The organism is Snodgrassella sp. CFCC 13594 (genome assembly GCF_001590725.1).
Lineage (GTDB): Bacteria > Pseudomonadota > Gammaproteobacteria > Burkholderiales > Neisseriaceae > Snodgrassella.
The window spans coordinates 29421-52502 of sequence record NZ_LQXR01000001.1; the positions used below are offsets into that span (position 1 = coordinate 29421).

The following is a 23082-nucleotide window of genomic DNA, read 5'->3' on the forward strand; positions in this document are numbered from 1 at the left end:
TATGTTTAAATAGGTGGCGGTTTTAAGGTTGTTTTTTTCGGTCTTTGGCGCATGGTCCTTGCTGGAAGACATCAATCTTTAAACGATGCGGTTGGACGTGATTAGGATTGGGAAACAGAAAACCCACTTGCTGGCAGCTGTGGCCAGTGAGTTTTCCCCAATTTCCATTGGCTGCGGGTCCTTCTGCCTGCAAACGCCAATAACCAGTACCCATGTCTGCGTCTTGAGTGATGGTAAAGTGTTGCTCTAGTAATGCTTGTTTGGCCGTATCGTAGTGGGTACCCATGCCGATGCCGTTAATGCCAGACATTTTGCTGATGGGTGAAGCACAGCCCGTACATATAAATGCTATGGATAGGACCAATACTCTGGTATGGGTATTCATGGAACGTCCTTTCTTGGATTGAAGTATTCAATGTCATCATCGGCTTGTTTTGTATTGGCATACTTTGCCCCCTAGGAGCAGAGAGAGGCGGTTGGATCATGATGGTTTGTGGCACTGTGTTGATAATATTACCCTCTTGTTTTCATTGCTGAGCCATGAGTATGCGTGCACGCAAAACTGCGGTAAAATTCGAGTTATTTTATGAATTGGCATGAGAGTCGGCAACAGGCTTTTTACTGCGCGCTTTTCAGGCAGCCTTCACAGTAAAGTTGAATAAAAGCTGCTTGAATGTCTCATTCAAGCCAATGAAACAAACCACAGAAACCACTTATGAAAACCGCAGAATTACGCTCGAAATTCCTTCATTTCTTCGAAAGCAAGGGGCACCAGATTGTGTCTTCTTCTTCATTGGTTCCACCGCAGGATGACAAGACTTTGTTGTTTACCAATGCGGGCATGAACCAATTTAAAGATGTGTTTTTGGGTTTCGACAAACGCCCATATAGCCGTGCCACCACCGCCCAAAAATGCGTGCGTGCGGGCGGCAAACACAATGATTTGGAAAACGTTGGCTATACCGCGCGTCACCATACTTTTTTCGAAATGCTGGGTAATTTCAGTTTTGGCGATTATTTCAAGCACGACGCTTTGCATTTTGCTTGGGAATTTCTCACAGGCAAAGAATGGCTTAATTTGCCCAAAGAAAAATTATTGGCCACCGTGTATGCCGAAGACGATGAAGCCTACAACATTTGGTTGAATGAAATTGGCTTGCCCGCCGATCGCATCATCCGCATTGGCGACAATAAAGGTGCGAAATACGCATCCGATAATTTTTGGCAAATGGGGGATACTGGCCCCTGTGGCCCGTGTTCCGAAATTTTTTACGACCATGGTGAGCAAATCTGGGGTGGTCCTCCGGGCAGTGCCGAAGAAGATGGTGATCGCTTCACTGAAATTTGGAACTGTGTGTTTATGCAGTTTAACCGTGATGAAGCCGGTGTTATGCACAAACTGCCTAAGCCTTCTGTCGATACTGGCATGGGTTTGGAGCGTATTTCAGCGGTCATGCAGCATGTTCATAGCAATTATGAAATTGATTTGTTTGTGAATTTATTGCGTGCCGTGGCCCGCGTCACTGGGGCTACCTATAGCCAAGATGTGCCGAGCTTAAAGGTGATTGCTGACCACATACGCTCGTGCTCGTTTCTGGTGGCTGATGGCGTGTTGCCGAGTAATGAGGGTCGTGGTTATGTATTGCGCCGCATTATTCGCCGTGCTGTGCGCCACGGCTACAAGCTGGGCCACAAACAACCCTTCTTTCACTTGCTGGTGGCCGATGTGGTTAAGGAGATGGGCAATGCCTATCCTGAATTGAAAGCCAAACAGGCGCAAATTACCGAAGTGTTGAAACTGGAAGAAACGCGTTTCGCACAAACGTTGGAAACCGGCTTGGCGCTCTTAGAAGATGCACTCAAAGATGGCGGTAAGACTCTTTCGGGCGCAGTGATTTTCAAATTGTATGATACCTATGGTTTCCCCTACGACTTAACCGCAGACATTGCCCGTGAGCGCAATATTGAGTTGGATGAAGCTGGTTTTGAGCGTGAAATGGATGCGCAGCGCGCGCGCGCTCGTGCCGCACAGAACTTCAAAGCCGATGCACATCTGACATACAGCGGCGCGGATACTGAATTTAAAGGATATAGCGATCGCCAAACCGAAGCCAAAGTACTGGCGTTGTATCGTGATGGTGAAGCAGTAACGGCATTGGCAGAGGGCGAGACGGGTGCCGTGGTGATAGATTTCACGCCGTTTTATGCCGAATCGGGTGGTCAAGTGGGGGACGTGGGGTATATCTTTGCCGGCGAAAATCGTTTCGAAGTGCGCGATACCCAAAAAATCAAAGCCAAAGTATTTGGCCAGTTTGGAGTCATGGTTTCAGGCAACCTGAAGGTAGGGGATGCGGTCAGCGCCAAAGTAGATGATGCCATACGCAATGCCAATATGCGCAACCACAGTGCTACACATTTGATGCACCGTGCTTTGCGCGATGTGTTGGGTAGCCATGTTGAACAAAAAGGCTCTTTGGTAACCGCAGAGCGTACGCGTTTTGACTTTGCTCATCCGCAGCCAGTCACCCCAGCGCAAATCACTGAAGTCGAACAGCTTGTGAACGAAGCCATTCTGGCCAATGTGCCCGTCAGTGCCGAAGTTAAGGCTTTTGATGAGGCCATTAAAGATGGTGCCATGGCTTTGTTTGGTGAAAAATATGGTGACCATGTTCGCGTGTTGAAAATGGGTGATTTCTCAACTGAACTGTGTGGTGGCACGCATGTGAATCGCACAGGTGACATCGGTTTGTTTAAAATCGTATCCGAAAGTGGTATTGCGGCTGGCGTGCGCCGAATAGAGGCAGTGACAGGTCTGAATGCCTTACATTTTGTGCAGCAACAGGAAGCGCTGATTAAAGATGCTGTAGCGGAACTCAAAGCCCAGTCCGCTGCGGATTTATTGCCAAAAATTCAGGCTACCCAAGCGCATGCCAAACAATTGGAAAAAGCGCTGGAACAGGCCAAAGGTGAACTGGCCAAGCATGCTGGTGCTGCTTTGTTAAACGATGCCGAATTGGTTGGCACGGCACGATTGGTGGTGCAACAGCTGGACGGTGTTGATGGCAATGCTTTGCGTGACATTGTCACCGATTTAACTGGCCAAGGTGATAACTTGGTGGTGCTGTTGGCGACAGTTCAGGAAGGCAAAATTGCTTTGGTGGCGGGGGTGTCTAAGGCTTTGAGCAAATCCGTAAAGGCGGGCGATTTGGTGAAAACCGTGGCCGAGCAAGTGGGCGGCAAAGGCGGTGGTCGGCCTGATTTGGCTCAGGCTGGTGGCACTGATGTTGCTCAATTACCGGCCGCGCTCAATGGCGTTGCTGGGTGGCTGGCAAGCCAATTGGCGTAAATCCAGTTAAAACTGCTAGACGCAGTTTGACGAAATAAGCGGTTTGTGTGATGTTGGCGCAAACCGCTTTTTAATGGGCGGCAAAGATCATTATGCTAATGGAGTAAACGATGAAAGCATGGATAAAAATATGGTGTGTCAGTGTGTGTTTGTTGTGGGTGGGGTGGGCTCAGGCTGCCAGTGCGCCCACACACCCTGCGCAACAGCAATTACAACAGAATGTGGATTCGGTGTTGTCGGTGGCGCGCAACAAACAACTGTCTGAAACCCAAAAAATTACACAGATTGAGCGTTATGCCGATCGCTATTTGGATTATGAACGGATCGCTGCACTGGCCGTTGGTTTGCCTTGGCGTCAATTCAGCCCCCAACAAAAGCAGGATTTTATTGCGGCGTTTAAAACCATGATGATTCGCTTGTATGCCCATGCGGCTTTGGTGGGGGCTGCTGATGCTCGTGTGGTGGTATTGCCTAAATTGGTCAATCAAGGGTCAAATCGAGTAGACACATTTACGACCGTAACCAGTAAAAGCGGTAAACAGTATGAAGTGGCTTATCAAATGTATTTGGTCGGCGGTGTGTATAAGGTTTATAACTTCCGCGTGGAAGGCACCAGTTTGGTGACGGTGTACCGCAATCAATTTGCTGATTTAATTAAGCAACATGGCATTGATGGCACCATAAAAATTCTGCGCCAAAAAGGGTTAAACAAAGTAGAAAAATTGTCCTGAGTTTGGGGTGAAGGCAAATGAAGCAGTATTTTATTGGATTACCCGACGCCGATTATTTACATCAAATACCCATTTCAGCCGAAGCTTTTGCCCACATTCATCATGCACGGGCCTATCTTCAGGCAGCCGTGGCATGGGATGCGCAATACCGCATCATGATGATGAATTTTGAAGATTGGGCGAATACGGCGGCCTCATGGACGGCAGACTGTGCTGTTACTTCTTCGGTACAGCAGACTCGCCAGCAAATGTGTCGATTGCAGCAGAGGGTATTGAATGTGTTATTCGGTACCCGATTGTACAAAGAACGGTTGACCGCCATTTGGAAGCCGGTGCTGGCTGAATCGATATTCACCCAGTTGGAAAAGCCGTTTAAGCAATATGAAATCGACCACCGTGCTTTTCGTATGGCCACGGCACTGCAAAATCATGTGCAAAAATACGGGCTGTCGCTGGCAACGCTTGCGCTGAGCACAGCGAAGACAGCACCTGCGCTTCGTGTTTGGCTAAATAAACAAGCCTTGGCCGATTCAGGTGTATTCAAAGAGGATGTATTGGCGCAGATGTGCCCCCAAGAAGATTTGCTGGCTTTGCTGGCAGAATACCAACAGGTTTTACAGCAAATTCAGCAAGCAGGGGAAAGCATGGCGTGGATGCAGAAAGCTCAGGCTGATGCGCAGCAGTGTTTACGGCGTTATCAGAATTTGTTTACTGAGGCCACGCAATGCCATAGCCACCCAATCATTCAGGTATTTAGTCAGGAAGAGGGCAAAATAGCAGCGTGTCAGCCGCTGTTTGTGCCTGGCTCGGCAGCATTGGTTTCGGAAAACCAGCAATAATGGCCATTGTTGATTTTGGCAACGTGCTTTGATTGGACTGATTAGCCATCGCTGAGTTGAATAGGATTGAGTGGATGGTCAATGTTGCGCGAGGTTGGCATGTGCTACCGTTAAATGGCTGATGGAACCATACCAGCAGGGCAACTTGAATTTGTTTGACTCAAAAGAATGCCGATGCAAAAAAGGCTGCCTGAAACGGTTTCAGGCAGCCTTGATTATGCTTTGATCATCTATTGTTATGGTTTTATTGATCGTTTAGGCACCATATACGGGTAAACGGGCACATAAGGCTTGGATTTTTTGTGCCACGCCAAACACCACCGCTTCATCGCTGGGCGCATCCAACACGTCCGCAATCAAATTGCCCAATTCGCGGGTGTCGTCTTCATTGAAGCCGCGAGTGGTGATGGCGGCCGTACCCAAGCGAATGCCGGAAGTCACAAATGGTTTTTCTGGGTCATTGGGGATGGCGTTTTTATTCACAGTGATGTGGGCTTTACCCAACACGGCTTCAGCATCTTTGCCGGTGATTTTTTTCGGTTGTAGGTCAACCAAGAATACATGGCTTTCAGTGCGGCCAGAAACGATGCGCAAGCCGCGGCCTTTTAATGTTTCCGCTAAAACCTTGGCATTGGCTTTCACTTGCTTGGCATAGGTCTTGAATTCCGGTTGCAAAGCTTCCTTAAATGCAATGGCTTTGGCTGCAATCACGTGCATCAATGGCCCACCTTGCAAGCTTGGGAAAATGGCAGAATTCAAGGCTTTGGCATGCTCGTCGGTACGACAAATAATGGCGCCACCACGTGGGCCACGCAAGGTCTTGTGGGTGGTGGTGGTGACAAAGTCTGCAAACGGTACTGGGCTTGGGTATTCGCCACCCGCAATCAAACCTGCATAATGCGCCATGTCCACAAATAAATAAGCGCCTACTTTATCTGCAATTTCACGGAAACGGGCCCAGTCAATTTCCAAGGCATAAGCTGATGCGCCGGCCACAATCATTTTAGGTTGGTGTTCTAACGCCAGTTTTTCAACCTGAGCGTAATCCAAAACTTCATTTTCATCCAAGCCATAAGTGATGGCATTGTACAATTTGCCAGAAATATTCACGCTGGCACCATGCGTCAAGTGGCCGCCGTGTGCCAAAGACATACCCAAAATGGTGTCGCCCGGTTTTAATACGCTGGCATACACGGCCTGATTGGCTTGTGAGCCAGAATGCGGTTGTACGTTCACATATTCGGCTTTAAACAATTCTTTCAGTCGGTCAATCGCCAATTGTTCGGCCACATCCACGTATTCGCAGCCGCCATAATATCGTTTGCCGGGATAACCTTCGGCATATTTGTTGGTTAATTGGCTACCTTGGGCTTCCATCACCGCGCAGCTAACGTAGTTTTCCGAAGCAATCAGCTCAACATGGTCTTGTTGGCGGTTGTCTTCGTCGGCAATGGCCGCAGCCAATTCTGGGTCAAATTTTTCAATGGTGACACTTCTGGAGAACATGGGCAGGGTTTCCTTGTGGTGGGGCAGATTGGATGTGCAAGCCGCTGAGGGTTGCACACAAAAAACTGGCCGCTATTGTAACCGATAGCGGCCAGTTCGTGGCTGAATTCGCTGCACCATGATGATGAAGCACATTCATAAATCGCGTATTTTGCGCAGGATGCTAACTGGCTTGGTCTTCAGGCAATCCATTGGGGTGGGTGAGAAAACCTTGTTGTTTCAGCAGTGCAATGTTTTTCGGCGCATAGGTTTTGCTATAGTAATGGGCAAATTTTTGGCGAAACGGCAGGCGTTCTCGTTTTTCGCCAAACGCCGTCATGGTGCTTTCGTATTCCTGTAAGTCATGGTTGAGCTCCCCATCGCTGGGGTAGTGGTTTTCGAATATCACCGCCTTTTCAGGCAGCCTGGGCTTGATGCGCATATCGACATCAGGCACACCAATACACAAGCCAAAGAGCGGGAAGGTGTATTCAGGCAACCCCAACCATTCAATTAATTGGCCTGCTACCAAGCGCAGACCGCCCACTGGACAGGTGGCATAGCCCAAGCTTTCGGCCGCAATAATGGCATTTTGGGCCGCCATGGCCGTGTCCACGCTCAGCGTGAGTAATGTATCGGGAGTGCCCACGGCAGCGAAGCTGCCTTGGTAGGCGTCGGAGCACAATTTCGCGCGATGGGCATCGGCCACGAATACCCAAAATTCGCTGCACTGGCCAATTTGTGGATTGCCTGGTTGTACCGCAACGATTTTTTGGCGCAGCGCTGTATTGGTGATGCGCACGATGCTGTAATGCTGGCCGTTCATCCATGAAGGGGCGCGGCGTGCAGCATCGGCAATGGCTTGAATGTGATCTGGGGGTAAAACCACATTGGTTTTGAACTGGCGATATGTGCGGTGGCGAGTGATGGTGTCAACAACAGCGTTCATGGTGTCTCCAGCAGATTTCAGGCAGCCTGTTGTGTTATATATTAAGCACAACAAACGATTGATGATGGGCAAAGATACCCCGATTGCAGCAAAGCGACAAGCTGGCTTGCTACTCAATAATCAAAGAAGCGTTGGGCCGTATCGGTAGCAGCCTGTAGTAGTTTTGGGGTAGATTGGAAAGGATCCCAGATGGTGTCGGTAGCCAATTTTCTGAGCCATGTTAGCTGGCGTTTGGCCAATTGGCGCGTGGCCACAATGCCCAGTTCAGTGAGTTGAGTTTGATTTACACTGCCATCCAGGTAAGCCCATGCCTGGCGGTAGCCACGCAGCGCATAGACGGCATGTTGGGCGTCAATGTTGGGTATTGCTGGCGTAGTGTTTGTACTTCTTCAATAAATCCGTGTGCCAGCATGTGCTCAAATCGCGTGGCAATATTAGTGTGCAGTTGGCTGCGGTTTTCAGGAATCAAGGCTGCCGAATGGAGGGTTATGGCAGCTTGCGATGCCTGCTGCTCGGCAAAGTGTTGGCTTAGAGATCGGCCAGTTAATCGCCACACTTCTAAAGCGCGTTCTATACGTTGGCTGTCACCTGGAGCCAAGCGTTCAGCGGTCATTGGATCAACTTGTTGCAATTGCTCATACAGATAGGCCAAACCGTATTCTTGCTTTTCTGTCGCTAATTTGGCGCGAATATCAGCGTTGGCTGGCGGCAATGAATTGAGTCCATGGGTGAGCGCGTGGTAATACATCATGGTACCGCCCACAATCAGTGGCAAATGGCCACGATGATGAATAGCCTGAACCAATTGCACACAATCGGCCACAAAATCAGCGGCGCTGTAGGCCGCTAATGGAGAAATAATGTTGATCAGATGGTGGGGTACTGCTGCCAATTCGGCTGCGGTGGGTTTGGCTGTGCCAATGTCCATGCCACGATACACCAATGCTGAATCCAAACTGATGATTTCTACGGGCAGCCGTTGTGCCAATGCCAAAGCCAAGCCGGTTTTCCCTGAAGCAGTGGGGCCCAAAATGGCTAGGGCTTTGGGTGGGTGTGTATTCATATCCAATGACATTCGAAGGTGAAAATGGGTATTCAGATACGGAATTGCTGCCGCATGATCAGCGTCATGCCACCTGGTTGTTTGATGGCAGTGGCAGCGGCACAAATTTGTGTTTGTTTTTGCGTGGCACAGGCCAGATCAAAATAACGTTGTACAGGGATTGCATTGTCGTTACTGGGGTCTTGCTGGTAGCGTTTGCTGTGGTATTTCACCAGATTCATACAGGCGGTTTGATCGCCCATCTGACAGGCGCTGTCGTATAGCGGCAAAGCGGCGGCACTGTTGTTGTCTTGTTCATATAAATAACCCGCATCGTTGCAAGCGATGGCGCTGGCTTGATTTTGTTTCAGCAAACAGGCTTTGCGTATCCACTGTAATGCCAATTTGGGATCGGTAGGTGCGCCAATGCCATGACGATATTGTTCGCCCATTTGGTAGCAGCCCCATGCATCATTTAAATGGCATGCATGTTGCCAATAGCCGAAGGCGCGTTTGGGCTGATTGGGAAAATAATGCAGACCCAGTTGGGTACAGGCTGTTGGTTCGTTGTTGGCGCAGGCTTGTTGCCACTGTATCACGGTGTCTGAGTTGGGATTGGTCTGTTTGGGTGTTGGTTGCGCGTATGCGGGGCAAGATATCGTCCAGAGTAAACTCAGTGTGGCGGCACAAAAATAGAATAATTTCATCGACAAGATTGGTTTAAAAATAATACGCAAGGCCGTATTGTATCAGTTTGAGTATGATCAACGGATGCTTAGTGGATAAAAGCACATCAGTCTCAAGTGCAGTGGGCCAAACGGTGCGAATGGTTTTATAATGTCCGCTCATTTGCCCACAGAATCGACTGGCGGTGACGATGCATTGAATGTGCACACCGACTGATGGTTCAAACCATGACTATGGGGTCGGAAAATTTTATTGCCATGAACAGTCAATTCAATCATATCGGCGTGGTCACTCGCCCGCAAACCGCGCATATTCGCGAAACCTTGGATACCTTGATTGATTTTCTGCATGAAGAAGGTTTGCAGATCTATGTTGATGCGGATGCAGCAGCGGAAGAATTGGTGGGCGATGCGCATTTGGATTGGTGTGAAATCATCAATAAAGATGAGATGGGGCGGCGCTGTGACTTGGTGATTGTGCTGGGTGGAGATGGTACTTTGTTGTCCGTAGCACGTAAACTGGCACCCTATCGCGTCCCTTTGATCGGCATACATCAAGGTCATCTGGCTTTCTGACGCAAGTGCCACGCGAAAACATGGTCAAGGATTTGGCGGGTATGCTCACGGGCCGCTACTTGCCTGAAGAACGGATTTTGCTGGAATGCAGCATTGGCCGTGAAGGGCAGGAAGTGAAGCGTTCGCTGGCCCTCAATGATGTGGTGCTGAGCCGTGGTGGCATGGGGCAGATGATTGAATTTGAAGTATTCATTAATCAAGAATTCGTGTATACCCAGCGATCTGATGGCTTAATTGTATCTACCCCCACAGGTTCCACTGCTTATGCTTTAGCCGCAGGCGGGCCGATTTTGCAATCGACTTTGCGGGCCTTGAGCTTGGTACCGATTTGCCCGCAATCAATGACCAATCGTCCGATTGCTGTGAGTGACACGAGCGAAATTGAAGTGCTCATCACCAAATGTGGTGATGCGCGGGTGCATTTTGATGGCCAGTCTTTTTTTGATATTCAAAACCTTGATCGCATTCAAATTCACCGATACCGCAACACTTTGCGGGTGCTGCACCCGATTGAATACCAATACTACAAAACATTGCGTCAAAAATTGCATTGGGGCGAGCAGTTGGTGTAGCTGATTTGAATATCAAGATGGGCATGCCCATGTCGCTTTGTTGTTGCTTTAATGATGAATATGTTGAGCGTTTTATGGCGCGATTACTGCCGTGGCTGTTTTTCAGGGAGCCTTAAACCATGCTGTTGGCCTTGTCCTTGCGTGATTTTGTGATTGTGGATGAACTCAATCTGAGTTTTCAAAGTGGTTTCACTGTGCTCACGGGTGAAACGGGTGCGGGTAAATCCATTACTTTGGATGCGTTGGGCTTATTACTGGGCGACAAAGCCGATTATGGACAAATTCGTCAAGGCGCCAAAGACGCGCAATTGTCGGCGCTGTTTGATTTGAATGATGCACCAGCGGCGCTGACTCTGTTGCGCGAGCAAAGCTTGTTGCATGAAGATGAAACTGAGTTGAGCATTCGTCGCGTCATCGATGCCAAGGGGCGCAGCCGCAGCTTCATTAACCATCAAGTGGCTACGCTGGCGCAGTTGAAGCAAGTGGGTGAGTTGCTGATTGATATCCACGGCCAAAACGCCCATCACGCCCTCAATAGTGAATCGGCCCAGCGCGATTTGTTGGATGCATTCGCACAAGAACAAGATACCGTGAATCGAGTGCGTGAGGCATATCATGCTTGGCAGCAGGCCCTGCGCGATTGGAATCAAGCGCAAACCCAGTCAGAAACGTTAGCCATTGAGCGAGAGCGGTTGCAGTGGCAATTCGATGAACTCAGTGGGTTGGCTCTACTGCCCAATGAATGGGCAACCTTGAGCCAAAGCCATGACACTTTGGCACACGCTGCCGATTTGCTTCAGGCAGCCGAAACCGTAGGGGAAAGCTTGGATGGCGAATCGGGGGTTCAAAGCCGTGTGTACCATTGTCGCCAAATTCTCCAGCAGTTGATCGGCGTGGCTCCACAATTTCATGAAAGCATTGGGTTGTTGGATGCGGTGGAAGCTGAATTGGCAGAAGTAAGCGCCAATATGCGCGACACTGCCGCGCGTGTGGAAATGGATGAAACCTTGCTGGCACAACAAGCCGCGCGTTTACAGGAAATCATGAATATGGCGCGCAAATACCGGGTAGAACCTGCGGATTTGCCCGCCAAGTTAACGGAAATTGAAACAGGCTTGAATGAACTGGCGGCTGCGGCTGATTTGGCGGCGTTATGCGAACGGGTAGCCGCGCGTGAAAACCAATATATGACTGTGGCACAACAATTATCAGCCAAGCGTCATCAAGCGGCGCAGCGGCTGGCGGCCGAAACCACGGAGCACATGCAGCATTTGGCTATGGCCGGTGCTCGATTCCACATTGCTTTATTAAGTGCCTCGCCATCCGTACATGGTTTGGAGCAAGTGCAATACCAAGTGGCGGCCAATAAAGGTTCGGTGCTGCGACCTTTGAGTAAAGTAGCTTCAGGTGGTGAATTGGCGCGCATCAGCTTGGCTTTACAAATGGTGACCAGCCAATACAATGCTGTGCCCACGCTGATTTTTGATGAGGTTGATAGTGGTATTGGTGGCGCTATTGCCGATGTGGTGGGGCATGCGCTGCGTTCATTGGGCCGCAATCGGCAGGTGTTGGCGGTGACGCATTTGCCGCAAGTAGCGGTCTGTGGTGAACAGCATTGGCAAGTGCGTAAAGGCGATGAACAAGGGCGTACAGTGAGTCACATTCAAGTATTGCAAGGTGCGGATCGGGTAGCAGAGATTGCGCGTATGCTTGGCGGTGAAACCATTACCGAAACCACACGAGAGCATGCGGCTGAATTGCTGGCCTTAGCGCAGCAAGCCTAATCGACTTCTGGTTTTCATTTTTGATGGCGGGGACATGGTTGATTGCAGGCTGCCTGAAGCCATTTCAGGCAGCCTGCACAGGTTTTCGAGGTTGACCAAAGGAGCATCATGAGCATCAAAGACAGCTTGATTGCCTTGGCAGTGGTATTGCTGTGGGGCGTGAATTTTTTCTTTATTCGCCTAGGTCTTACTGAGATGACGCCGATGGTGTTAGGGATGTTGCGATTCATGTTGGTGGTGTTTCCGGCGATCTTGTTGATTCGAAAACCAGATGTGCCATGGCGCTGGTTGATGTTGTATGGGCTGGTCATCAGTTTTGGGCAATTTAGCCTGATGTTTACCGCCATTGCAGTGGGCATGCCCACGGGTTTGACGGCACTGGTGTTGCAGGCACAGGCTTTTTTTACGGTATTGATGGCAGCATTGATTTGGCGAGAGCCGGTTAAGCCCAATCATTGGTTGGCGCTGGTGGTGGCCGCAGTAGGGTTAGCGATGATTGGTATTGGTCAACACAGCGGCAATGTGCCGTTATTCGGTTTGGTGTTGGTGTTGGCAGCGGCTTTGTCTTGGGCTTGTGGCAATTTGGTGGTGAAGCGCATTGGCCGTGTGAACCCTTTGGCGCTGGTGGTGTGGGGCAATGCCGTTGCATCGTGCCTTTTGCTGTGTGTGCGCTTTTGCAAAGTGGTGTGCACAATGTGGCGAGCCAACTGACGCACATTGATGTGGCCGGGTGGGTGGCGCTAGTGTATTTGGCTTATATGGCGACTTTGGGTGGTTATGGCGCGTGGGGAAGCTTGTTGTCGCGATACCCAGCCGGGAAAATTGCCCCGCTCTCGCTGTTGGTACCCGTGGTGGCGTTGTTGGTGGCGCAGGTATTTTTGCGAGAGTCGCTTAATGCCTGGCAATGGTTGGGTGTGACGGTGGTGATGGCCGCTTTGGTGGTGCAGGTATTTGGCGCTCGATGGTTTAAGGCTACTTGAAGCGTGGTTTGGCGTGCGCTTGGTGGGCGTCGTATAATATAAACCGTTTTGACTGTGGTTGGATGATGCCATGACTGCTGTACAACACACACTTGATGTGGTGGGGTTGAAATGCCCGATGCCAATTTTGAAAGCCAAAAAAGCCTTGGCGCAATTGCAAACGGGTGATGTACTCACTGTATTGGCCACTGATGGTGGCGCGCCCGATGATTTTGCCGCGTTTTGTCGCCAAACTGGTCATGAGCTGCTGTCTTCAACAATCAGTGATGATGCCGTATTTGAGATTGTGGTCAAACATAAATAGTTCAGGCAGCCATTTCCCTCAATTGGGCCTTGATCTTCATTCATCAACAGGATTGCCATGCAAACACTCACTCTTATTCGCCCCGATGATTTCCATCTGCATGTTCGCGATGGTGCTGCCTTGCGCGCGGTGATACCGATGGCAGCCAAACAAATGGGGCGTGCGCTTATTATGCCCAACCTGAAACCACCTGTGGTGAGTGTGGCGGATGCTTTGGCCTATCGAGAGCGTATTATGGCGGCTTTGCCGGCTGACACTCATTTCCAGCCTTTGATGACTTTGTATTTAACTGACCGCACCACGCCCGCTTTGGTGCGCGAAGCCAAAGCAGCAGGAATAGTGGCATTTAAACTTTATCCGGCAGGCGCCACCACCAATTCAGATTCGGGAGTCACGGATTTATTTCAGTTGTTGCCGGTGCTTGCATGCATGGCTGAAGAAAATATGCTGCTGTTGGTGCATGGTGAAGTCACCGATCCCGATGTGGACATTTTCGACCGCGAAGCGGTATTTATTGAACGTGTGTTGCAGCCAGTGTTGGTTCAGGTGCCCAATTTACGGGTGGTGTTTGAACACATCACCACGGCTGATGCCGCACAATTGGTAATGACAGCCGGGGATAATGTGGCAGCCACCGTGACGCCGCAGCATTTGCTGTTTAATCGCAATGATTTATTGGTAGGTGGGATCCGACCACACTATTATTGTTTGCCGGTATTGAAGCGCGAACGCCATCGACAAGCTCTGGTAGCAGCAGTCACGGGGGCTCAATCGCATAAATTCTTTTTGGGTACTGACAGCGCCCCCCATACGCAAGGCGCAAAAGAATGTGCCTGCGGTTGCGCAGGGGTATTCAGTGCCCATGCTGCGATTGAATTGTATGCTGAAGTATTTGAACGTGCTGGCGCATTGGATAAATTAGAAGCATTTGCTTCGCAAAATGGCGCGCGTTTTTATGGGTTGCCGCAAAACAGCGATACCCTAACATTGGTTAAAAAGCCACAAACCATTCCAGCTTATTTTGATTATGGTGAGGAGCGGTTAATCCCCTTGCGCGCGGGGGAAACGGTGGCGTGGTCAGTAGCATATGCATGATTGCATGCAGCAAGCAGGTTGTTCGGTTTGTGAATAAAGGCTGCCTGAATATGGTCGCGTGCGACACAAGCAGCTTGGGACAGAGAAAATAATGAAACGCAGGGTGTTTTTACAGCATATGGGTGTGGCAGCGGGTGTGGGTTTGTTATGGCCACATCAGGCAATGGCTGGTGCACAGCGAGAAGAAACGTTGTCTGACGATGTGGCATCGGTGATGCGTAATGCCGTAGGCAATGTGAATCCGCCACGGTTGGTGTTTAATTCTCAAGCGGAAGCACAGCGCTGGCTCAATGCCATGTCGGCACGCATGACCAACTTCGTGCCCGATGGTTATGGTCGCACCCGGTTGCTCACCAATATTCAATACGAAGCGATGCGTGCTGGTTTGGACCCACAGTTGATTTTGGGTTTGATTGAAGTGGAAAGCCGATTCCGCCAATATGCCATTTCCGGTGTAGGCGCGCGTGGCCTGATGCAAGTGATGCCATTTTGGGTACGCCAAATTGGTCGGCCCAATCACAACCTTTTCGATATCCGCACCAATTTACGCTATGGTTGCACCATTTTGCGCCATTATCGCAATATTGAACGCGGTAACATGACGCGGGCTTTGGCCCGATACAACGGCAGCTTGGGCCGTTCGGTGTATTCCGATGCGGTGATTGGGGCATGGCAACGGCGTTGGCGTTGGGCTTAATGGCGCTTGCGGTAAGCGGGTGAACACGTTAAAGTTGACCCATTTTAAAATTTCCTCCACAGACTGCGTTCAGGCAGCCTGCTTCTTTTTGGAAAGCCATTATGTCTGTAAATAAAGTGATATTGGTCGGCCGTTTGGGCCGGGATCCGGAAACGCGCTATTTGCCCAGCGGTGATGCCGTGTGCAATTTTTCTATTGCCACTGATGAACAATGGAAAGACCGCAATGGTGAGCGCCAGTCACGCACCGAATGGCACAACATCACGCTGTTTGGCAAGCTCGGCGAAATAGCAGGTCAATACCTGAAAAAAGGCAGTCAAGTGTTTGTGGAAGGGCGTATTCAGAGCCGAAAATACACCGGTAAAGATGGTGTTGAACGCACGGCAGTAGACATCATTGGCAGTGAAATGAAGATGTTAGGCAGTCGTGGCGATGGTGCGCAAAGCGGTTATGAGCAAGGTGGTGACTATGGTCAAGGCAGCCAAAACAGTGGCGGTTACCAAGCTCCTTCTGCTCCTGCTGTACAAGCCGCACCACCGGCTGCGCCGCGCCGACAAGCACCTAAGCCCAGTCCAGCACCCATTGATGATATTGATGACGACATTCCATTTTGATATCCAAATTCAGCTATGACATGCCAAAAAGAACCCGATTAGGGTTCTTTTTTTTATGATGATTTTATGGCTTTTACAGGCCGGTCATCAATACTTATATTGCATATCGATATTGCAGACTTATCTCGCTTTATCTTCAAATTTTCCTTATCGGATCATCATGATTTCAAAATTATCAAAGTATTGGAATTGGGCTACATTGAACTCGGGTTTTGGGGGTGGTGAACCATCTATCTAGGCTAAAACAATAGGGAACAACAATGAGCACATCAGGAATGGCATTATGGAAGCAAGGCATGGGTTTTGCCTGTGTTTCTGTTTTATTGGCTGCCTGCGGGCAAAATCATTCAGCAACTTCTGCATCGACCCCGGCCAGCGAGGCCAGTAAAGCTGAAGCCGCTTCAGGCAAGGTGTTGACGGTGGGTTCTGACATGACATTTCCTCCTTATGAATACATGGAAAACAATGAACCCAAAGGCGTGGATATTGAACTCATGAATGCTATAGCCAAAAATATTGGTTACAGCGTTAAATGGGAAGACACGCGCTGGGCCAATTTGATTCCAGGGTTGGATGGTAAGAAGTTTGATGTCTTGTTTTCTTCCATGTATATCACCAAAGAGCGTTTGCAAAAAGTGGACATGATTCCCTATTACAAAACCGATGAATCTTTATTGGTTACAGCGGATGCCACATTTGCACCCAAAGGTCCCGGTGATTTGTGTGGCCATACCGTGGGAACCATGAAAGGCACAGCCTTCGTAACCCAATTGCAAACGGTGTCTAAAGAAACATGCGTGGCTGCGGGCAAAGGGGCCATTACCATTCGCGAATATGAAACTTCGCCGCAGGTCACCCAAGCTGTTTTGGCCAAGGCTGTTGAGGTGCAATACGATGATGCAGCGGTAATGAAAGCTGCGGTTAAAAAATTAGGTGATAAAGTCAAAATCACCTCAACCGAATCATTTTTCCCAGTGGTGGGCGGCATTGCCATTCGGAAAGGTGACAGCGATATGCGGCAAAAATTGGAGGATGGTTTGAAAAAAGCAGAGGCTTCTGGCGAATACAAAGCTTTATTGGACCAATATGGTTTGAGCATCCCCACGCAAGCTGACATTGATGCTGTGATGAAATAAAGCATTTCAATACACCCATTAAACATAAGTATAGGCATCATTAAGGACTCAATTATGCTGTCACAACAACAGATTCAAGATTTTCATGAACAAGGTGTATTGGTGGTGCCCAATGTGGTTTCGGCACAAGAATTGGCTGGGATGACTGAAGATTTGGCTGCTTGGGTTGAGGAAAGCCGAGGCCACGCGCAGGCTTGGGGCCAAACCCAAGATGGCCGAGCGCGGTTTGACATCGAATCCGATCACAGTGCCACCCATCCTTCTTTGCGCCGCATCAGTTCTCCTACCGAGATTTCTGGCCATTATTTTCAGGTTGCCATGCACTCACGCATGACCGAAATGGCGGGTGAGTTGATAGGGGGGAAGGGGATGCGCTTTCACCACAGTAAGCTCAATGCCAAGTTGCCGCATACGGCCACGCAAGTGAAGTGGCATCAAGATTTTCCCTTTACGCCCCATACCAATGATGACCTAGTGACAGCATTACTGATGTTGACGGATGTTTCCACTGAGAATGGGCCGTTGATGGTGATACCCGGCAGTCATAGAGGCACACTTTTTTCACACTGGCAGCAAGGCCGATTTACAGGCCAGGTGGAGGAAGAGGTGATTGCACAATATTGTGGTGCACCCATGTCTTGCACGGGTCGGGCGGGATCGGTGTGCTTTATGCATACTCGGCTTTTGCATGCCTCTGGCCCCAATACCACCACCTTGCCGCGCAATATGTTCATCACCGTTTATAAAGCTGAGGATGCTCAGGCGCTGTGTGAAAACCCGTTGCCCAGCCAGCATGAAAACCAATTGGTCTTTGGGGTGGAAAGTGGTTTGGTGCGGATGACGCCCAATCGCCTGAAATTACCGCAGAAACCAGCTGGTGCTTCTTTTTTTGTTCAGCAAGCGGGTTTGGATACAGCCATGATGTGATGTTGTGGGTGTCGCCGCAGGCTGCCTGAATGTATTCAGGTGGCCTGCTGTTTTTGGGTTGGTCGGCATTGTTGTTGCTGAGAAACAAAAGGGCGAACCTCATAGCCTTGCGCACGCAGTAGGGCAATCAAACCATCGGAGCCATACAGATGCGCCGCACCCACTGCGATGAGAGTGGGTTCACGATTGATTTGTCGCTGGATTTTGATGAGCCATTGTCGGGTTCGATTGACCAATAAAGCTTGGTGCATCCAATTTTTCATGAATGCTTGATCTGTCTTGGTAAAGAATCGGGCATCAGACCAATTCAATGCGGCTTGATACAGATACGCACTGTCTTGTTGGTGGTATTTTTGTATTAGTTTGGGTGTTTGTTGTTGAATCTGGGTTCGATGGGTCAGATAAGCATCAATGACACGGATAGCACGGTCATGATCCAATTGTTGGAATGGCGCAAGCCATTCATCGTGTTCCAGAGCCAAATTGGGGATATTGCTGGCTTGTGCAGCTTGGGCGAGCAGGTAATCAATGCCGTTTTTTGCGGAATAGCCTGGATAATGGTAGTCGGTCATCACGATCATGGCGACGGCCCAAGGGGTGATTTTTTGATTGGGATACAGCAGATTTGGGCTTTTTTTGTGTAAAAAATAGGCATTGATTTGGTTGAGCCGGTGTATACCCAGACTTTGGCGTACATTTTGTTGCGCGCGTATGGCGGAGAGAATGCGCCAGCGATGATATAAATGACGCAGATTGGGACGCTCATCAAGCGAAACTTCGGTCATTAATGTCTTGGATTCATGCAACACGTGTCGTTGTACAGGCGAAAGCGTTTGCCCAATTTTGCCGGTATGGATGGTGCCAATGAGATAGGAGGGTTCATGGCCAGGTTGGTTGATTTGCCAGATAAAGCCTTGATCAACATCTGCGGCCATGGCGATTCGGCACAATAAGAGCATCCATGCAAACCACAATATGTTCGTTGGGCGTGCGAGCTGTCGAAGCGTAGGCATGGTCATGACAAATCAGTGAGGAGTGTGGTTGATATCAATAGGATGATATTAACATGGTTAACGTTAAAGCGATTCCAGCATCAATTCTCGAGTATGGACCTTTATAAAAAGTCTTTGCAATTGAGTCATCACAAAGGTTGTTGCCGCTGATGAGTGATTGACATTGATCCTAAAATCGGGTTTTAGCCAAAGATAAGGCTGCCTGAAATCTTTCAGGCAGCCTATTTGGTGTTTCAGGTAGAGAACACCTTTTTAATCGTGGCGTTCCACTTGGCTAACGTCTCGAACGGCGCCGGTGTCGGCGCTGGTGGTCATGGCTGCATAGGCACGCAGCGCAGCCGATACATGGCGGCTGCGGTTAAGTGGTTTCCATGCTTTGGCGCCACGACTTTCCATTTCCTCGCGGCGGCGTGCCAATTCGGCAACGTCAACATTTAATTCAATGCGCCGTTTGGGAATATCGATGGTAATCGTATCGCCTTCATTGACCAAACCGATGGTGCCGCCCTCGGCTGCTTCGGGAGAAACGTGACCAATGGACAAGCCGGATGTGCCACCGGAAAAACGGCCATCCGTTAACAAGGCACATGCTTTACCCAAACCTTTGGATTTCAGGTAGCTGGTGGGGTAAAGCATTTCTTGCATACCCGGGCCCCCTTTGGGGCCTTCATAACGAATCACCACCACATCACCTGCCACAATGCGATCACCCAAAATGGCTTCTACTGCCGCGTCTTGGCTTTCAAATACACGAGCGCGACCGCTAAATGTCAGAATGCTGTCATCTACACCCGCCGTTTTGACGACACAACCGCGCTCAGCGATGTTGCCAAACAGCACGGCCAACCCGCCGTCCTGAGAATATGCGTGGGCTTGATTGCGGATACAACCGGTCTGACGATCCAGATCCAGACTGTCCCAATAGTTATCTTGTGAAAATGCTTCGGTGGTACGCACGCCGCCTGGTGCCGCGCGATAGCGATGTAGTGCCTCGGTATTGGCGGGGTCGGTGATGTCCCACTTGGCAATCGCCTCTGCCAAGGTGGTTTCATGCACGGTAGGAATGTCGGTATGCAGTAATCCCGCACGGTTTAACTCACCCAAAATGCCCATCACGCCGCCCGCGCGGTGGACATCTTCCATGTGGTATTTCTGCGTTGCTGGGGCCACTTTACACAAACAAGGGACATGGCGGCTCAATTGGTCAATGTCGGCCATTTTGAAATCAACACCAGCTTCTGTGGCGGCGGCCAATAAATGTAAAACCGTATTGGTAGAACCACCCATGGCAATGTCGAGGCTCATGGCGTTCATAAAGGCTGGCTTGGTGGCAATATTGCGCGGCAACACGCGCTCGTCGTCTTGTTCGTAATAGCGGTGTGCCAAATCCACAATGCGCCGACCTGCTTCCAAAAACAACGCTTTACGCTGCGCATGGGTAGCCAAGAGCGAGCCATTACCGGGCAAAGATAGGCCTAAAGCTTCGGTTAGGCAATTCATGGAATTGGCGGTAAACATTCCTGAGCAGGAACCGCAAGTGGGACAAGCAGAGCGCTCAACTTGGGCAACCTCTTCATCGCTGACTTTGTCATTGCCTGCTTCAATCATGGCATCAATCAAATCGAGCTTACGGATGTGACCGGAGGCGTCTTTCAATCCCATGATTTTTCCGGCTTCCATCGGACCACCAGAAACAAAAATAGTGGGGATGTTTAAGCGCATAGCGGCCATCAGCATGCCCGGGGTGATTTTGTCGCAATTGGAAATACACACTAAGGCATCAGCGCAATGGGCATTGACCATGTATTCAACGCTGTCGGCGATTAAATCACGAGAAGGGAGGCTATAAAGCATGCCTTCATGGCCCATGGCAATGCCATCGTCTACGGCAATGGTGTTGAATTCTTTGGCAATGCCACCTGCTTTTTCGATTTCACGTGCCACCATTTGACCCAAATCATGCAAATGCACATGGCCAGGCACAAATTGAGTGAAAGAATTGGCAATGGCGATGATTGGTTTGCCAAAATCGCCGTCCTGTACACCGGTGGCGCGCCACAGTGCGCGTGCGCCGGCCATATTGCGGCCATGGGTTGAGGTTTTGGAGCGGTATTGCGGCATGGTGTGTTTCCTTTTTTAAACGCTTGCGGTTTTGTGTTCAAGCTGCCTGAATATGCATGTGGGTAGGTTGCCTGAAACCTTGCTGCTGTATTGAATCATCGTGCAGCCGAGTGACATGAAAGCGGGGTCACCTGTGATGGCTAAATACCCCAATTTAAGCTTGGGCGGCATGTTTGGGGTCGTTGGGGCGCAATTGGCTGGCCAGTTTATCCAAAATGCCGTTTACAAATTTGTAGCCGTCGGTACCACCATAGGTTTTGGTGATCTCAATCGCTTCGTTGATGATCACGGGGTAAGGGGTTTCTGGCATTTGCGCCAATTCAAAATAAGCCATCAGCAGCACGGCGCGCTCCACTGGACTGAGTTCGTCTTCATGACGATCCAGCAGTGGGCGAATGTGCTGCATGTATTCACGTTGGTTGTTGAATGCGCCGAAAAAAATCTGGGTAAATAAGGCATCATCGGCTTTGGCAAACAAATCATTGCTGCGCATATTGGCGGCAATGGCATTGGCCGATTCTTCTTTATTGAGTTGCGCCTGATACAGCGCTTGTACCACAAATTGGCGCGCGCGGCGGCGTGGGGTAATCATGGGTGAATTGTCCTTATACAGCGATTCAGGCGGTTAAGCCGGTATTCAGTAAATGCGCCATTTCCACAGCGACCACAGCAGCTTCAGCGCCTTTGACGTGCATACGCGCCAGTGCTTGGGCTTCGTCTTCGGTAGTGAGAATGGCGTTGGCAATGGGGATGTTAAAATCCAGCCCGACACGTGATACGCCAGCGCCAGCTTCATTGGAAACCAATTCAAAATGGTAGGTTTCACCACGGATCACCACGCCCAGCGCCACCAGCGCATCATAACGATTGCTTAAAGCCATGTTTTGCAGTGCCAATGGAACTTCCAAGGCGCCGGGCACTGTGGCGACGGTGATGTGTTTGTCTTTGACGCCCAATTCCTGCAAGCGTTGGGTGCAGGCATTCAACAGCTGGCTGCCGATGCCATTGGTAAATCGCGCCTGAACGATGCCGATGCGCAAGCCTTTGCCATTGTGATTGGGTTCTATCAAATTCATGTTGTTGTCCTTGTATGGTGTTGTAGGGGTTATACCCGCTGCACCAGATGCTTCAGGCAGCCTTGAGGCTGCCTGAAAGCGATGTCTAGCCGAATCTTGCCAAGGTTTTGATTTTACCTGATTTGGCGCCGTTTTAGAATGCTCAAGATGGACGCGTTGATGGTTTCAGTGAGCCCAGATAAATCGCCGCCAAAGTCAAGGCGGTGCCTGCCCATTGCCAATGGTTGATGGATTTGCCGAGAAAGAAATAATCAATCAGCAAAGCTGCCACCGGCTCACTCAGCAACAACAAGCCGGTGAGGGTGAGTGATAACAATGGAATGGCGTAGGCAATCAGGCCCCAGGCCAAACATTGCATCACAGCGCCATAAATTAAGATCAAACCCACATCTTGCCACGTGGTGGGGAAGAAGCGGGCATGGTCTACCAAAATGGATGGTACCAGCAGTGCGGATGCCCCACCCACACTCACCAAAAACATCAACGGAAATAAAGCGATCGGTTCGGCATCATGTGCTTGACGGATGCTGGCCATGGACGAGGCGAGCATGGCGCCGGAGACCAAGCCAATAAAAATGCCATACCCGCCATTGAGGTTGTGGCGCAACTCTGGCTGGCAATCAAGCCACGCCCACGATGGCCAAAACCAAACTCAGAATTTGCAGGCGGTTTTGGCGCTCGCCAAAGAAAAACCAAGCAATGGCGGCCAGAAAAAAAATTTGCAGGCTATTGAGTAAAGTGGAAATACCTGGCCCACCGCATAAATACTCTCATGCCAAAAAGCCAAATCAAAGCCTAGGAATACGCCGGAAAGTAAAGCAAAGCGCCGTGCTTTCCGGTTTTGCGGCATGCGTTGGCCATAGCGGCGCATGAGCCACCAAAATACCAAGCCCGCAATCAGTAGACGCCAGAAAGCAATGGCAAAAGCACCCACGGGTACAAAATTGACGATGAGACTGCCCAAGCCAAAGATCACGCAGCCTAAAACCAAACCGGGCGCGGCCCATTTTTGTGTGATAACCGGCATTGATAACCATCCTGTGTAGACACCAAAACCGGCCGTAAACAGGCGGCCGGAAATGGATAAATTATTATTGGATACTCAGTAT

General features: G+C 49.9%; 20 protein-coding genes and 3 pseudogenes. 13 read left to right on the plus strand and 10 right to left on the minus strand.

Annotated elements, in window-relative coordinates; all coding sequences use genetic code 11:
- Positions 1 to 22 precede the first annotated feature (22 nt).
- On the minus strand, positions 23 to 385 hold the full coding sequence (locus tag A2F46_RS00145) for a hypothetical protein (RefSeq protein WP_066565426.1): 363 nt from the start codon (positions 383 to 385) through the stop codon (positions 23 to 25).
- Between the two features lie 330 nt (positions 386 to 715).
- Between A2F46_RS00145 and alaS the strand changes: the two genes are divergently transcribed.
- From alaS to A2F46_RS00160, 3 genes are all read left to right on the plus strand, one after another.
- Positions 716 to 3346 carry an alanine--tRNA ligase gene (gene alaS, locus A2F46_RS00150; RefSeq protein ID WP_066565427.1) on the plus strand — a complete coding sequence of 877 codons (2631 nt, stop codon included), beginning with the start codon at positions 716 to 718 and terminating at the stop codon, positions 3344 to 3346.
- Positions 3347 to 3456: 110 nt separating this feature from the next.
- Entirely contained in the window at positions 3457 to 4077 is a 621-nt protein-coding gene (locus A2F46_RS00155) for a phospholipid-binding protein MlaC (RefSeq protein ID WP_066565429.1), read from the plus strand.
- Between the two features lie 17 nt (positions 4078 to 4094).
- Entirely contained in the window at positions 4095 to 4916 is an 822-nt protein-coding gene (locus tag A2F46_RS00160; RefSeq protein ID WP_066565431.1) for a hypothetical protein, read from the plus strand.
- Positions 4917 to 5171: 255 nt separating this feature from the next.
- Here the strand turns inward: A2F46_RS00160 and glyA are convergent, their stop codons facing one another.
- The 4 genes and pseudogenes from glyA to A2F46_RS00180 all read right to left on the minus strand — a co-directional run bounded on the left by glyA (position 5172) and on the right by A2F46_RS00180 (position 9099).
- Positions 5172 to 6422, minus strand: a complete 1251-nt coding sequence (glyA, locus tag A2F46_RS00165; RefSeq protein ID WP_066565432.1) for a serine hydroxymethyltransferase — start codon at positions 6420 to 6422, stop codon at positions 5172 to 5174.
- A 163-nt stretch (positions 6423 to 6585) separates the two neighbouring features.
- The gene (locus tag A2F46_RS00170; RefSeq protein WP_066565849.1) at positions 6586 to 7350 is read right to left on the minus strand and encodes a nitroreductase family protein; all 765 of its coding nucleotides are present in this window, start codon (positions 7348 to 7350) and stop codon (positions 6586 to 6588) included.
- Between the two features lie 113 nt (positions 7351 to 7463).
- A pseudogene (miaA, locus tag A2F46_RS00175) lies at positions 7464 to 8413 on the minus strand (tRNA (adenosine(37)-N6)-dimethylallyltransferase MiaA).
- Positions 8414 to 8445: 32 nt separating this feature from the next.
- Positions 8446 to 9099 carry a tetratricopeptide repeat protein gene (locus A2F46_RS00180; RefSeq protein ID WP_066565434.1) on the minus strand — a complete coding sequence of 218 codons (654 nt, stop codon included), beginning with the start codon at positions 9097 to 9099 and terminating at the stop codon, positions 8446 to 8448.
- A 237-nt stretch (positions 9100 to 9336) separates the two neighbouring features.
- On the opposite strand from A2F46_RS00180, the pseudogene A2F46_RS00185 reads away from it, so the two are divergent.
- From A2F46_RS00185 to A2F46_RS00225, 10 genes and pseudogenes are all read left to right on the plus strand, one after another.
- A pseudogene (locus A2F46_RS00185) lies at positions 9337 to 10226 on the plus strand (NAD(+) kinase).
- A 119-nt stretch (positions 10227 to 10345) separates the two neighbouring features.
- Complete coding sequence (recN, locus tag A2F46_RS00190) at positions 10346 to 12010, plus strand: DNA repair protein RecN (RefSeq protein WP_066565435.1); 1665 nt, start codon at positions 10346 to 10348, stop codon at positions 12008 to 12010.
- A 108-nt stretch (positions 12011 to 12118) separates the two neighbouring features.
- Positions 12119 to 12721, plus strand: coding sequence for an EamA family transporter (locus A2F46_RS00195; RefSeq protein WP_197457494.1), 603 nt, complete (start codon positions 12119 to 12121; stop codon positions 12719 to 12721).
- Positions 12706 to 12990 carry an EamA family transporter gene (locus tag A2F46_RS12415; protein ID WP_231867653.1) on the plus strand — a complete coding sequence of 95 codons (285 nt, stop codon included), beginning with the start codon at positions 12706 to 12708 and terminating at the stop codon, positions 12988 to 12990. The genes A2F46_RS00195 and A2F46_RS12415 overlap by 16 nt, the downstream gene beginning before the upstream one ends.
- A gap of 70 nt (positions 12991 to 13060) precedes the next feature.
- Positions 13061 to 13294: a sulfurtransferase TusA family protein gene (locus A2F46_RS00200; RefSeq protein WP_066565436.1), complete on the plus strand. Its 234-nt coding sequence runs from the start codon at positions 13061 to 13063 to the stop codon at positions 13292 to 13294.
- A gap of 57 nt (positions 13295 to 13351) precedes the next feature.
- Positions 13352 to 14389 (plus strand): dihydroorotase, encoded by a 1038-nt coding sequence (gene pyrC, locus A2F46_RS00205; RefSeq protein WP_066565440.1) that lies wholly within the window; start codon positions 13352 to 13354, stop codon positions 14387 to 14389.
- A gap of 91 nt (positions 14390 to 14480) precedes the next feature.
- A complete protein-coding gene (locus A2F46_RS00210) occupies positions 14481 to 15086 on the plus strand; it encodes a transglycosylase SLT domain-containing protein (protein ID WP_066565441.1) in 606 nt (201 codons plus the stop codon).
- Between the two features lie 101 nt (positions 15087 to 15187).
- Positions 15188 to 15700 (plus strand): single-stranded DNA-binding protein, encoded by a 513-nt coding sequence (locus A2F46_RS00215; RefSeq protein WP_066565443.1) that lies wholly within the window; start codon positions 15188 to 15190, stop codon positions 15698 to 15700.
- A gap of 260 nt (positions 15701 to 15960) precedes the next feature.
- Positions 15961 to 16836: an ABC transporter substrate-binding protein gene (locus A2F46_RS00220; protein ID WP_197457496.1), complete on the plus strand. Its 876-nt coding sequence runs from the start codon at positions 15961 to 15963 to the stop codon at positions 16834 to 16836.
- A gap of 54 nt (positions 16837 to 16890) precedes the next feature.
- Positions 16891 to 17763, plus strand: a complete 873-nt coding sequence (locus A2F46_RS00225) for a phytanoyl-CoA dioxygenase family protein (RefSeq protein WP_066565444.1) — start codon at positions 16891 to 16893, stop codon at positions 17761 to 17763.
- A 35-nt stretch (positions 17764 to 17798) separates the two neighbouring features.
- Here the strand turns inward: A2F46_RS00225 and A2F46_RS00230 are convergent, their stop codons facing one another.
- From A2F46_RS00230 to A2F46_RS00250, 5 genes and pseudogenes are all read right to left on the minus strand, one after another.
- Positions 17799 to 18782, minus strand: coding sequence for a TraB/GumN family protein (locus A2F46_RS00230; protein WP_082783513.1), 984 nt, complete (start codon positions 18780 to 18782; stop codon positions 17799 to 17801).
- A 246-nt stretch (positions 18783 to 19028) separates the two neighbouring features.
- On the minus strand, positions 19029 to 20897 hold the full coding sequence (ilvD, locus tag A2F46_RS00235) for a dihydroxy-acid dehydratase (protein WP_066565447.1): 1869 nt from the start codon (positions 20895 to 20897) through the stop codon (positions 19029 to 19031).
- A 154-nt stretch (positions 20898 to 21051) separates the two neighbouring features.
- Complete coding sequence (nusB, locus tag A2F46_RS00240) at positions 21052 to 21489, minus strand: transcription antitermination factor NusB (RefSeq protein WP_066565449.1); 438 nt, start codon at positions 21487 to 21489, stop codon at positions 21052 to 21054.
- A 25-nt stretch (positions 21490 to 21514) separates the two neighbouring features.
- Complete coding sequence (gene ribH / locus A2F46_RS00245) at positions 21515 to 21973, minus strand: 6,7-dimethyl-8-ribityllumazine synthase (RefSeq protein WP_066565451.1); 459 nt, start codon at positions 21971 to 21973, stop codon at positions 21515 to 21517.
- Between the two features lie 142 nt (positions 21974 to 22115).
- Positions 22116 to 23000: pseudogene (locus A2F46_RS00250) on the minus strand (DMT family transporter).
- Positions 23001 to 23082 lie beyond the last annotated feature (82 nt).